The following is a 13,632-nucleotide window of genomic DNA, read 5'->3' on the forward strand; positions in this document are numbered from 1 at the left end:
AACGATCAAAACAAATGCCCTCTTTAATAATCAGGAATAGTGGTCAAAAACACGATAAAAAAACGCGCCAATTGGCGCGTTTTCTACACAGAGAATAGTGTCTATAGATACAATTGCCGTTATAGAGGCTTTCCATCGTATTTATTAACCAAACAATCTTGGCCTTTTTGTTTCAACATATTACAAAAATCTGCGCCGTAAGCTCGGTCCAAAAATGGCCCAACTTTCAATTGATACATAGTACGTCCGTTTATTTGTTTTTCATTCACATGAGGAACAAGATTTACATACGTATCTGGCGACGCATTACTAAGAACTTGCCAACCACGTACTGCTTCATTGTGAGAACCGTAAGCGGCTAGCTGAACACCATAGCTATTGTCTTTTTCTTTGTATTTAGTCGGGGCAGCTACCGGTGTAATCACCGTCGCCTGAGCCGCTTTAGGCTTCATCTTAGTAGACTGACTTTCAACGATTGGTGCAACCGTAATGGCTGGAACCACATCAGACGCAGCCATTGCCTTACCGTCCGCAAGATTATTTTCATCAGAAGCCACAGTAGAAATCATTGGCTGGCTTGAATCTGTCACACCTTTGGATTTTTTGAGTTCAGCAACTTCGGTTTGCAACTCATCAATTCGATTCAATTTTGCTTTCATATCTTGCAATTCAGTATCGTGTGTTTTGACTTTATCTTGCAGATCTTGATACGTCATGAAAGTATTTTTACCTTCAAACATAGAACAAGCACTTAGCGACAACGCCACAGACACTAACAAGAGTTTTTTTAGTATACCCATATCTATTCAATCCTCCGTGTATAGCTATAATACAGAGCTTGGTTAACCATTAAGTAACCAGCTTTGTCCCCATAAAAGTAATGCATATCTTGCCGCCTTACCGATAAAAACGAAAGGTAAAAAATACCTTATTGGCGTATGAAATACACCAGCAACCAATGAAATAGCATCGCCAATGATAGGAAGCCAAGTAAACAGTAATGTCCAGATCCCATATCGATTAAAAAAGTGTTCCGCTTTCTGCCGACTTTTTATACTAACAGGAAACCACTTACTGTGTTCGTATTGAGCCAAATATCGCCCCAAATACCAATTTGTTAACGCCCCAAGCGTGTTACCTATACTAGCCCAAAACCATAACCAAACAATCGCTGAATTTGCTTCACTCACATAATAAAGCAACACCCCTTCTGAACCCAAAGGTAAAACTGTCGCCGATAAGAATGAAACAGCAAAAACAATAAGATAATTCAATAAAGTCTCTAAGTTAGATAATAAAATAGGCCATTAAGTTTACCTCGTTTCACATTTAGAAAGGTAGTTCTAAAGAGCCCAATTGCTTTCTCTTCGCTTCATCTTGGTGCATAGGATGAAATAACGCCTATTGATGTCTTATTCTGTGATATAGATCAACGTTTTACATTCGAGTTCCGAACATCACAGCCGTAGAATGAGTGTGATGTATTCTAGGGGAAGTCTATGTTAAATCGTATTAACAATATAAAAATACGCTATAAGTTGTGGGCTATTATTGGGCTCATGTCGATGGGAACCGCTGCGTTAATTCTGGTATCACTCACAACACTTTTTCAAAGTAGTATTCACGACAGAGAAGATCACACTCAAGATATTCTTAATATCGCTAACTCAATTATTGCCCCTATTTATCAATCACAAAAAGACGGTCAAATAACCGAACAACAAGCCAAACAACACGCAGTACAAGCATTATCAACGATTCGTTACGGCGATCGACAAGGATTATGGATTTTAGACCAATCCAACAAACTGCTCGCTTCCTCCCATGATTATACTGGTCACATAGCACCAGCTTCGCTGCTTTCCGCGCTGCCACCTCGTAATGGCCTAGCTGGAACTCGCCCTGACATTCACTCATTACGTTTTGAGTATCAAGGAGACCAGCAAAGAACACATAGAATGATTGCGAGCGTCTCCTCTTTTCAACCTTGGCAGCTCACTTTTATTGCGACTGATTCTATGGATACAGTGTGGAATGTTTTCCTAGACGCCGTTATTAATTACGCCATTTTAGTTGGTGTGTTAACAATACTCGTAGGCGGGACTGCGCTGTATATTATCCACTTAGTAACAGCGCGCGTGACTAGTCTATGTAACACAATGACATCAGTGAAAGAGTCTGGGGATTTGACTCGTCGAGTAGATTTCAATGGTAATGACGAAATGGGGGAAATGGCCGATGCGTTCAATACCATGATGGGGGATTTTCAATCTATTGTTCGAGAAGTCAGTCATTCCAGTGAAATGCTAGACAATATTGTTGATCAAACCAATCAATCGACTCAAAAAACAGCCACCAGCGTAGCAACGCAACTCAATGACACTGAGCAAGCTACATCGCTAATGCAAAGTGTATTGATCTCCGTCGATGAAACGCTTGGTATTGCAGAGCGTGCTAGCAATACAGCACAAACACTCGGCCTGCATTCTAAGCAAGGCCTTGGTGTCATGGACAAAGCGAAGAAAGAAATCCAACAGCTCTCTATCGAGGTAGGAAATGCCACCAAAAACATTCATCAACTAAGAGAGGATGTCACTAATATTAACGACCGCTTAAGTATTATTTCTGAGGTAGCGAACCAAACAAACTTACTAGCATTAAATGCTGCTATTGAAGCCGCCAGAGCAGGTGAGCAAGGTCGTGGTTTTGCTGTTGTCGCAGACGAAGTAAGACAATTAGCACAGCGCTCTCAATTAGCGGCAACAGAAATTGGCAAACTGATTGATGGACTCACTCAACAAACGCTGGTCTCTGTGAATGTCATGGAGACGGTACAGCATACTGCTAATGAAGGCGTACAAAAAACAGAAGAAGCGGGTCAAGCCTTTAACGACATAGCCAATGGGGTATTATCCATTTCTGAATTAAACGGTAATATAACGCAAGCAGCGAATCGTCAACATGACGCATCCAATACGGTAAATTCGACTTTGGAAAGCATTGCTCATATCTGCGAAACAACAACGCGAAACTCAAGTGATATTCAGACCTCTGTCGAGCGTCTGCAACACTGCGCCACACAACTTCGCGGATTAATTAAACAATTCAGTGTTTGAAATACAGTTACGTATTAGATGGTTTCGCAATGCTTTGCTTAAGCACACTCGCCCTACTTTTGTTCAAAAAGGTCAAGTGAGTGTGTCTTTAGCCATGCGCTTCGGCATTATTCTTGCTTTACTTCATAGGTTGTTCAGGGTGAGGCCGCTTTCGTCCCTAATTGCCAGCGACAGTAAAAACCTTGAAAGAAAAGAAGAAGTTATTTTACTACTTTATCTTCACGGCCAGTCACCATATGCTTACAAGAGAAAAATATGGTTGCTTCTTTTCAATTTATTACTCGCTGTTAACGTCACCATTCAATCAGGGTGACTGTTTTAAAGCGTTTTCGCTTCAGAGGAATCGAATATGGCGTTTGATATACAAGAAAAGCTAGATTCTCTTTATCAACACATCCAGTCCGTCATTTTAGTTCGCCAGCATCCTGTTACTGGTCTCTTTCCAGCCAGTACTAGCATTAACAATCACGGTAATTATACCGATGCTTGGGTACGAGATAATGTTTATAGCATTCAGGCCGTTTGGGCCTTGCACCTTGCTTATAAACGAGCGTCTAACCCTGACAAACGGACCCACGAATTAGAGTACGCCTGCATCAAAATGATGCGTGGCTTATTGTTTGCAATGATGCGTCAGTCACATAAAGTCGAAGCCTTTAAACATAGCCTCGATCCAAAAGATGCTCTGCACGCTAAATACGATACAAAAACAGGACTAGAAGCGGTTGCTGATGATGCTTGGGGGCATTTGCAAATAGATGCCACTAGCTTTTATTTATTGATGCTGGCTCAAATGTCCAAGGCAGGCAGCAAAGTCATTTTTGCTCGCGCCGAAGTTAACTTCATACAAAATTTAATTTATTACATATCTCGAACCTATCGCACCCCAGATTACGGCATTTGGGAGCGAGGCAATAAAGTTAATAACGGTAAAGCTGAAATTAATGCCAGCTCCGTTGGTATGGCAAAAGCCGCCATGGAAGCGCTAGATGGTTTGAATTTATTTGGTGAAGATGGGCCTGAGTGGTCGGTTATTCACTCGTTCGCCGATGCCGTGGCCCGAGCAGGTTCCGTCCTGCAATCATTGCTTCCTAAAGAATCGCGCTCCAAAGAAGTAGATAGCGCGTTGCTGAGCATTATCAGCTTTCCTGCTTTTGCAGTGAACGATGAAAAACTGGCTCGCCGAACGCGTAAAGAAATTATCAATAAATTAGGCGGCGAATATGGCTGTAAACGTTTTCTACTAGATGGGCATCAGTCCTTATTAGAAGATCAAAGCCGAATTTATTATGAATACGATGAATTGATTAACTTCGAACACATCGAGTCAGAATGGCCTCTTTTCTTTACCTATCTATATATTGATCGGCTCTTTGCTCGTGACTGGGAAAGCGCAAACTTTTATCGCTATAAATTAGAAACCTTAATGGTTGAAAAAGACGGTCACATGCTGCTTCCTGAGCTCTATTATGTGCCACAAGAAAACATTCTGGCAGAGAAAGAAAATCCAGGATCACAAAAGCGTGTACCAAACGACAACCTACCTCTTGTTTGGGCTCAAAGCCTCTATCTTGTGGGTAAAATGCTTGATGACGAGTTGATTAAAACGGATGATTTAGACCCGCTAGGCCTCCATAAAATCCAGTACCGTCCTAACAAAGCCACCACATCAATGGTGATATTGGCGCAGAATGCAGAGGTTAAAAAGAAATTACTAGACGCAGGTTGTTTGTGCCAAACCATCGAAGAAATAGCCCCACTAAAAGCAATCAGCGCAAAACAACTGGTTGAAACCTATCAATACTTAGGGGCCTCTGAGAGTCTGGGATTAACAGGCAGACCTAATCGGGCATTAAACAGTTTAGCGACATCTCAACCATTTTATATCAATGAAGATAACTACCTTTGTTTGTCATGGATTCAAAACGAAGACAAAGACTATCGGAAAATCGACCCTGCACTGCTTCAAACTCATATTCGGAATGAATTAAGCATTATTGCGCAACACTGGTATTATCCAGCCAATGCCGTTTTTACCATTCTGATTGATGAAGGAATGAGTGAGATGAATAATGTGGATGAGTTATTTGAATTCATACGCATGCTACAGAATCATGAAGTAGAAGAGTTTCGTGTTACAGCACAATCCGCAAAAAATGCGTTCAAATCTGGCAACAGAAGAACCATCACAATCACCTCACCAGAAGAGCAAAATTTATGCACTACCTTACCAGTGCATCAAACACCATGGCCGATCGCCACCGAATCACAAGATTACAACAATAGCCAAATTCATACGGTCGACACAGACACCCTACTCGCTCGTTTAAATGAAACACCTTCTCTTGAAGAGGCTATTGATAGTTTAATCGAGCTCGGTGCAAGACGCTCGCTGATGAATACAATACCGGGTTCAACACCAGCAGTGACGGCCTACAAAGTATTAAATTCGGTGTACACACAAGCTCTATTAAACAGTAACTGGCATGCTGCTCGCTTATTGTTTTCATTGATGCTTAAACCCTCTTCTGATCTAGCCACTTATATTGCAGATATTACCGTTCGTCAGCGTTTTTTAGTGCTTGGCGAAACCCCAGAAGACGAAATAGACATTTCTCTGCCTTTGCATCAGGATGAAATTTTAGAGCTGTTACGATCCACATCGTCTTCAGCACTTGATATGGTTCTCAGTCATGAACTAATCGCGATTGCCGGCACCCTAATCAAAATCCACCCTGAGTACTTTTCTGGGGTTCGAACGTTACGAATCCACAGTTTGGCGATGCTATGTGCACGACGTTTTGAACCAGAAGAAAATGCGCCTGTTTTTGAAACCTTGTCCTATGTTTCACCGAGTGAGTTATATGACGCACTTAGTGAAGTGCTTCAACAAAAACACGTTGAATTCACTCAGGTTGCTAATACGGTTCACTACCACCACAATGTCGATGCGAATGACATAAAAATGAAGGATGTAGATTGGTTTGATTGGCGTGTAGAACAAGGCATTATTACAAAACTGCCTGACTCTATGTTATTGCAACTCTGGGAAAGTTTAAGTCATGTAGACTCTATTATTTTTGGTGACCTGAAAAGTAATACGACTCTAGACTGTAAGCGCACACTCAGTTCAATGACACCAGGCGAGGATACCTTTGCCGTACTGATCGAGTCGTTAACGTCAGACATTCATCCAAGTTGGTATAAGAGTTTGATTTTTGAAGGTTTATACGCCTATATTCAATTTTGTCAGCAACATAAAAACTGTCGTTTCGAACAAGAAATCAACTTACCCGTTCTCGTATCACACGCGGCAGTAGATCATGTAAAACAATACCGCGTAGACCACCCTGAAAACGATTTAGCGGAAGCGGCATTGGATGAGTTCGCACAATTAACACCTAATAAAGTAAATCAATACTTACGTTGGGCGGTCAGTAAACTTCATAGCCGCCAACGTCAATTATTATTAGATAACAAAACCAACCCCTAGTTGGAGAAGTAAATGGATCTGCTTGAAAATGCTTTAATAAATGATGTTCTTAATGCCTGCTGCGCCGACCCTTTTGGCTGCTTAGGCCTACATCAAGAAGGTAAGAAGAAAGGACTTTCTCTCACAGTATGGCGTCCCGGAGCGACGGCAATCAGTGTACTAGACATCACCAAGAACGAAGTATTGGGTGAGATGAAACAAATTGCCAAAGACGGTTTGTTTTATCTGAATTTCCCTAAACAAAAGCAACATTTCCACTATCGTATTCGAGTTGCTTATGGCGATAATGTTTTCACGATTGTCGATCCTTATCAATTCGCCGAAACTACATTTTCGGACCCTGAACACCATCAAGCCAGCCTTTATAAAAGCCAAGGGGCGATTAAAGTTGGTGCAAAAATAGGTAACAATCTCACCATAAATGGCACTCGCTTTGCGGTCTATGCCCCTGCGGCCAGATCAATGTCGGTCGTCGGTGATTTTAATGGTTGGGATGGTCGTGCTCACCCTATGTCGAGTAATGGCGATGGCATCTGGCGTTTATTTGTTCCCGATGTAAACCATGGTACCCGTTACAAATATGAGATTCGCGCTCATAACGGCGATTTACTTCCTCATCGTACAGACCCTTATGCACAACGCATTGAGCAATTCCCCTCTTTTGCAAGTGTGACCTGTTTCGATAATAAACATCAGTGGAAAGACACTAAGTGGACGGGGCGCCCTGTCGAAGACTTGTACGAAAAACCCATGAGTATCTATGAATTACATGTGGGTTCATGGCGCCGCAAAGAAGACAATCAACCACTGACATACCTAGAGCTAATTGATGAATTAGTACCTTATATCGTCAAAATGGGCTATACCCACGTAGAGCTACTTCCTATTACTGAGTACCCATTTGATGGATCTTGGGGTTATCAACCCGTTGGCTTATATGCTGTAACGTCGCGTTTTGGCACACCAGAGGAGTTTAAAGCTTTAGTAGATGCTCTTCATCAAGCCGACATCAGCGTTATTATGGATTGGGTACCAGCGCACTTTCCTGCCGATAGCCATGGCCTAGCGAACTTTGATGGCTCTAAACAGTATGAATATCCAGACCCTAAAAAAGGCTGGCATCCTGAATGGAACTCTCTAATTTACGATTTCGGCAAAGAACATGTTGTCAATTATTTGATCAGCAACGCGGTTTATTGGTTACAAGAATTTCATATCGACGGCTTACGTGTTGATGCGGTTGCCTCCATGTTATATCTGGATTATTCACGCAAAGAAGGTGAATGGGTACCGAACAAAGATGGCGGAAATCACAACTACGAGGCGATTAATTTTATACGTCGTTTAAACGAGACCGTTTATCTTAATCACCCACGCTGCTTCACCGTAGCCGAAGAATCCACCGCTTTTCCGGGAGTATCAAAACCAACCTATATGGATGGCCTTGGCTTTGGCTTCAAATGGAATATGGGCTGGATGAATGATTCTCTTGATTACATAGAAAAAGACTCAGTGCATCGTAAGTATCATCAGGGTGAACTTACTTTTAGCATGGTCTATGCCTATGACGAACAGTTTGTTCTGCCACTTTCTCATGATGAAGTCGTCCATGGCAAAGGCTCCATGATCGAGAAAATGCCAGGAGATCCATGGCAGAAATTTGCGAACCTACGTGTATTCACCGCCTATATGTACTTTCATCCGGGTAAAAAACTGAATTTCATGGGCAATGAGTTTGCTCAAGGTCGAGAGTGGAGCCATGAACGCTCATTGGATTGGCATTTACTCGACATTGATTACCACCAAGGCCAACAAAACCTTAGCAAAGATCTAAACCATTTATACAAAGATGAGTCTGCACTGCATCTCGATCACTCAGGATTAGGTTTTGAATGGATCAGTTATGACGACAGTGCTAACAGTATCTTAGTGTTTGTTCGTAAAGCGAAAAACTATGACACTCACGGTATTGCTATTACTAACTTCACACCCGTACCACAAGGTAACTATCGGATCGGAGTGCCAGAACCAGGTCATTATCAAGTGGTTCTAAATACCGATGAAGGTAAATATAAAGGCAGTGATTACCTACTTCACGAAGGCTTGGAAACGGGCCATATTTACTCAACCGAAGCAATTCCTAGTCACGGAAAGGCACACAGCATTATTGTTAAAATCCCTCCTCTATCAGGGATCTTTCTTAAATGGCTAGAGCATTAATTGAGATCGCTTCAATTTATCGTTCTTTGATTCAGACACGACGGCCGTTTCACACGGTCGTTGGCTTTTTTAACTCATTGAGGAGTCATAATGAGCACTTATACCGTTAACAATGGACAACCTTTCCCGTTAGGTTCAAGTGTTACAGAGAATGGCGTTAACTTTGCGGTCGTTTCAGAGGATGCCCACGCCTTAATACTGTGTTTATTTGATGAAGAAGATAATGAACTTCAGCGCCTACCCTTTATTGCTAAGCAACGTGGTATTTGGCATATGGAAGTGTTGGGGCTAAAAGAAAATCAGCGCTATGGTTTACGTGCAGAAGGGCCATTTGAGCCCGAGAAACAATGGTTGTTCAATAAAAACAAACTTCTGATTGACCCTTACGCCCGAGCCTTAACAGAAAAGCTTGTATGGCATGCAGACCAAGCGGCCATGACAGAGGAAGGCGAACTTCATCTCGTAGACTCTGCCTACTGCGTTCCTAAATCCATTGTTAAAACAGTTTTGCCCGCAGAAAATAGACCAAAACGAGTGAACGTTCTGCCGTCACATAGGGCGCTTTATGAGCTCCATGTAAAAGGTTTTAGCCAACAGCTTCCCATTGATGATGCGCTAAAAGGCACATACTTAGGCGTTATTTCAAAAGAAGGCTTAGCACACCTTACCTCACTGGGTGTTACGACTATCCAGCTAATGCCTTGCTTTAGTTTTGCGAATGAAAGGCACTTAGAAGAACTCAATTTGAAAAATTATTGGGGCTACAATCCTATTAGTTTTTTTGCGGCAGAGCCCTCTTATGCTCAACAAGATGCCACTGTAGAATTTCAAAAAATGGTCGATGGACTACGCGAGGCAGGCTTTGAAGTTATTTTAGATGTCGTCTACAACCACACCGCTGAGAGTGATATGGATCAATCTAGCGTATGCTATCGTGGCTTAGACAATGCTCATTACTACCGCAGTGCTGATGGTCACTATCTTAACTTCACAGGTTGCGGCAATTGTGTTGACACTTACCACTCAGCGTCCATTCGACTCATTTGTGACAGTATGCGTTACTGGGTAGAGGTCATGGGGGTTGATGGCTTCCGTTTTGATTTGGGTGTTGATATGGGCCGAACTGATCATGATTTTTCCCCTAAAGCCCCTTTGTTACAAGCCATTTTACAAGATCCCACTTTGAGCCATACTTGCTTAGTCATGGAGCCTTGGGATATTGGTCCTGGTGGCTATCAAGTTGGTCAATTTCCACGTGGTTTTTTAGAATGCAATGATCAATATCGCGACACTATTAGACGCTTCTGGCGTGGCGATGAGGGTATCATTCCACTGTTCGCGACTCGCATTATGGGCTCAAGAGACTACTTCCATAAAGGCCAACGCAGTGCGCTTCATTCAGTCAACTGCATTACCTATCACGATGGCTATACCCTAAACGATTTAGTGTCTTATCACCGACGTCATAATTTAGCCAACATGGAAAATAATCGTGATGGTCATGGTGACAACATCAGCCAGAATTTCGGCATAGAGGGCGAAACAGACAACACAGAGATTCAAAGTAAACGTCTTAATCAGCAACTGTGTTTTATTGCGACCTTATTACTAAGCCAAGGTACACCCCACTTTTTAGGTGGTGATGAGCTTTCTCATAGCCAAAAAGGCAACAACAACGCGTATTGCCAAGACAATGAAACAACATGGTTATCATGGCAAGAAAACGACGCTAGGAAAGCGCTCCAAACGGCACTATCAAGCCTAATGACAATTCGCAAAGCCTACCCTATTTTGGCAGAAATCTACCTAGAAGATGATCCGCTTTATCAGCACATGGACGCGGACCATATTGAATGGCTGAATCAGTTCAGTCAGCCAATGTCAGAAGGCGAGTGGTCTGAAAGCGAACGCGATTATCTGGCGTTAACACTAACGTCTGCGGACATATCTAATCGCCTATGGATCGTATTCTATCGAGAAGATCACCCTCTTAACGTACCGTTGCCGAAAAACTCAGAGAATATCGAAGTGCTATTCCAAACGCCCGGCATGAGCATCAAGAACGATACACTACAGTGTGATTATCGTGGTGTGCTCTTAGCTAAACTGGCCTAATAACACTAACCGTTCAAACCAGCCTATAAGGCTGGTTTGAACCCCATACGAAAACCGCCCCAATGCTGTCCATTCACAAAAATGGGCACAGATAGGTCATGTAAGACTTCTCCGGTATCTCGCTTGTACGTTTGCAATAAAAAGCTTTCGTTATGGGCTCCACAACGGCGCCCTGTTGGATCGTCAAAAATACGACGACTACGATTGTTCGCTAAATCAGTATCATAGTCACCCGTCAACGGTTGACTGAATTTCTTATTATGGGTTGGAAAATACCCATTCACATCCACCGCACCAGCGAAAATAACCTCGCCGTGCTGCTCTAGAATCGCTTCTTGAAATTGAGGAAATGTACGATCAGTAAACGCATTATATGGTGTGCAGAATTTTTGTGGATTCGTGTTCTCAATGGGTTGGTATTGTTTAGAAAAAACATCCTCCTGTGAAAGTTTTCCTTCCGCGATGGCACTTTCAAAAAGTTGTCCAATTCCTTTAGCGGCCTGTTTTGCCGCGGCGACTAACTCAGAGAAAAAGAGCGATTGGTCGACTTTATCCAACTCTCTAAAAACCACCTCAGCGCCATCACTGAGCCCTGACGCCTCTTTTGATAAGTGCTCACTACGTTGATAAATATTTCTTAAAGCGTTACTAATACGCGAAATTGACTCATTAATTTGCAAGCTGGTTGATCCCAATATCTCCCCTGTATTTTCTACTTCTGACAATATTAAAGAGGCACTCTGCACTTCTTCCGTTACTGAAATAAAACGTTCAGTTTCTCCTAACAAGGTTTCAGATAACGACTCCGATAACACCTTCAAAGAGGTCATTTCAGTGTTGGTTAACTCACTATTGTGTCGTACTTCAATTAGCAGCGCTGAAATTTGCTCAGTGGCATCCGCCGTTTTGCCAGCCAAGGCTCGCACTTCATCGGCCACTACCGCAAAACCTCGCCCTTGCTCGCCTGCTCTAGCGGCTTCAATAGCTGCATTTAAAGCCAACAGATTGGTTTGATCGGATACCCCTTTAATCACATTAGTAATGCCATCAATAGCGTCCGCACTTTGTGTTAATTGACTAAGCTGCTCGCTGGCTGCTTGAACCTTTTGAGTCAGCTCACCTATTTGTTCTGAGCTCTGTTTCAAGGCAGTTTGGGCAACTTGGCTGGAGCTAGCCGTGTCACTCATGGTGTGCGCAACCTGGGTCAAGTTTTTTGACAAGGTAACGCTGGTTTCAGAAAGGATTGTCGCGGCTTCAGAAATTTGTGAACTATCATCGCTCGTGAAACGAATGTCTTTATTAAGGATATCGACAAAATGAGAGACTTCCGCGGCTCCCATCGCCATCTTAGAAGTGGCACTGGTCACACTTTTGCTAATTTTCCCATATTCAGCGCTAAGTGCAGTCTCTTCTTGATTTTCGATACCATTAGATGAGGGTAACTTTATTCGAGATAACAGCACTAAAACACAAATAATCCCTCCGACAATACTGTAGGCAAGTGGTATGGAGTTTTGTACATAGCCAATAATAAATAAAATAAAAAGAGAACATACGCCACCAAACTGCACATAAACCATGAATATTTCCTACTGCTTTTTATTAGAATGTTGCTTTATCCTAACGCTAGATCATCGTGAAATTCAAAGACTAATACTAAAGTAGTAATAGATTCGGCTTATAGTCTTTATATGCCATAAAAAGTCTGCCAAACCTGTGACTATTCTTTACTCTTTTCTGTCTTTCTCCTCTTCCCTCTCACTATCTAAGACATGCCTTCTAATGATTTTTTAAGAGTCTCCAATATTTAAATACTTAATACAGGATTTGGCATGATTAGATGTTAAATCTAAATAATACTAATTATATGAATAATATATTTCGTAAAGTATTAAATCAGTGCATAAAAAGCAAAATAACTTTCCTTGTTAATCGCTACACTAGATGCCAGCCAACAAGGCCGCCAATTCATTAAAATAACAACAAACGTCATTGTGCATGAGATGCCAATGCGCTGACGGAGGATTCCATTATGATTACTAATAAATCAACTCAAGACGACTTCTATCTTGAACTAGGTCAACTCACTGCAAACAGCGTTAATCATTTAGTTTCTTCATTTAATGATTTACCAGCGAGTCCTTATGCCGATGGCGCCTATCGTTTACGTCGCTATTCTCGCTTTACCATGAATAACCACAGCCTGTCTCGCTTGGCCTCCCAAGCATTCGTACAAGATGAAAGCATCAACCACTTTCAAGGTAATGTTGTCCGTGTTTACCCTGAAATCGAAGATCAAACATTTGAAGATCCTGCCTTTATTGAGCTGTTTAATCACTTCCAAAGAATGGCCAATGTACAAGATGACACACCAATAGAAGTGCATCAAATGCGTATTTTAGCCAATAATAAAAGAGCCGAAGTCGCACCAGAAGGGGTCCATCAAGATGGCTTTGACCGTGTCGGTATTTATGTCATCCAACGCCATAATATCCAAGGCGGCAATATCAACATTCACTCTAGCAAAAACAGCCCAGCAATCATTAGCCACGATTTTGATCAGGGTGAATTTGTTGTCTTAAACGATCGTAAGTTCTTCCATAGCGCGTACCCTATCAAGCCTGTTGATGGTGAGTTCGGCTACATGGATACTTTTATTCTTACTGCCAATTTAATACGCCAATAAAA

The 13,632-nt window shown here is 42.1% G+C and carries 8 protein-coding genes; 5 read left to right on the forward strand and 3 right to left on the reverse strand.

Annotated features, from left to right (window positions below):
• Positions 1-119: 119 nt before the first annotated feature.
• The gene (locus V6259_RS10330) at positions 120-800 is read right to left on the reverse strand and encodes an SPOR domain-containing protein (protein WP_133011529.1); all 681 of its coding nucleotides are present in this window, start codon (positions 798-800) and stop codon (positions 120-122) included.
• 42 nt (positions 801-842) lie between these two features.
• Positions 843-1,274 carry a YqaA family protein gene (locus V6259_RS10335; protein WP_133011528.1) on the reverse strand — a complete coding sequence of 144 codons (432 nt, stop codon included), beginning with the start codon at positions 1,272-1,274 and terminating at the stop codon, positions 843-845.
• Positions 1,275-1,499: 225 nt separating this feature from the next.
• On the opposite strand from V6259_RS10335, the gene V6259_RS10340 reads away from it, so the two are divergent.
• The 4 genes from V6259_RS10340 (at position 1,500) to glgX (ending at position 10,944) form a co-directional block, all read left to right on the forward strand.
• On the forward strand, positions 1,500-3,116 hold the full coding sequence (locus V6259_RS10340; RefSeq protein WP_341584461.1) for a methyl-accepting chemotaxis protein: 1,617 nt from the start codon (positions 1,500-1,502) through the stop codon (positions 3,114-3,116).
• Positions 3,117-3,465: 349 nt separating this feature from the next.
• The gene (locus V6259_RS10345; RefSeq protein WP_341584462.1) at positions 3,466-6,609 is read left to right on the forward strand and encodes a glycoside hydrolase family 15 protein; all 3,144 of its coding nucleotides are present in this window, start codon (positions 3,466-3,468) and stop codon (positions 6,607-6,609) included.
• Between the two features lie 12 nt (positions 6,610-6,621).
• Positions 6,622-8,829 (forward strand): 1,4-alpha-glucan branching protein GlgB, encoded by a 2,208-nt coding sequence (glgB, locus tag V6259_RS10350; RefSeq protein ID WP_341584463.1) that lies wholly within the window; start codon positions 6,622-6,624, stop codon positions 8,827-8,829.
• A gap of 90 nt (positions 8,830-8,919) precedes the next feature.
• Positions 8,920-10,944 (forward strand): glycogen debranching protein GlgX, encoded by a 2,025-nt coding sequence (gene glgX, locus V6259_RS10355; protein ID WP_341584464.1) that lies wholly within the window; start codon positions 8,920-8,922, stop codon positions 10,942-10,944.
• A 23-nt stretch (positions 10,945-10,967) separates the two neighbouring features.
• Here the strand turns inward: glgX and V6259_RS10360 are convergent, their stop codons facing one another.
• Positions 10,968-12,524 (reverse strand): methyl-accepting chemotaxis protein, encoded by a 1,557-nt coding sequence (locus tag V6259_RS10360; RefSeq protein WP_341584465.1) that lies wholly within the window; start codon positions 12,522-12,524, stop codon positions 10,968-10,970.
• A gap of 452 nt (positions 12,525-12,976) precedes the next feature.
• Between V6259_RS10360 and V6259_RS10365 the strand changes: the two genes are divergently transcribed.
• Complete coding sequence (locus V6259_RS10365) at positions 12,977-13,630, forward strand: 2OG-Fe dioxygenase family protein (protein ID WP_133011522.1); 654 nt, start codon at positions 12,977-12,979, stop codon at positions 13,628-13,630.
• Positions 13,631-13,632: the final 2 nt, after the last annotated feature.

The organism is Marinomonas sp. TI.3.20 (assembly GCF_038155025.1).
Classification (GTDB): Bacteria; Pseudomonadota; Gammaproteobacteria; order Pseudomonadales; family Marinomonadaceae; genus Marinomonas; species Marinomonas flavescens.

Bases quoted from the DNA above. Each gene is read 5' to 3' on its own strand.
- V6259_RS10345 (WP_341584462.1), top strand. From the start codon at position 3,466: ATGGCGTTTGATATACAAGAAAAGCTAGATTCTCTTTATCAACACATC.
- V6259_RS10330 (WP_133011529.1), bottom strand. From the start codon at position 800: ATGGGTATACTAAAAAAACTCTTGTTAGTGTCTGTGGCGTTGTCGCTA.
- glgB (WP_341584463.1), top strand. From the start codon at position 6,622: ATGGATCTGCTTGAAAATGCTTTAATAAATGATGTTCTTAATGCCTGC.
- V6259_RS10340 (WP_341584461.1), top strand. From the start codon at position 1,500: ATGTTAAATCGTATTAACAATATAAAAATACGCTATAAGTTGTGGGCT.
- V6259_RS10365 (WP_133011522.1), top strand. From the start codon at position 12,977: ATGATTACTAATAAATCAACTCAAGACGACTTCTATCTTGAACTAGGT.
- V6259_RS10360 (WP_341584465.1), bottom strand. From the start codon at position 12,524: ATGGTTTATGTGCAGTTTGGTGGCGTATGTTCTCTTTTTATTTTATTT.
- glgX (WP_341584464.1), top strand. From the start codon at position 8,920: ATGAGCACTTATACCGTTAACAATGGACAACCTTTCCCGTTAGGTTCA.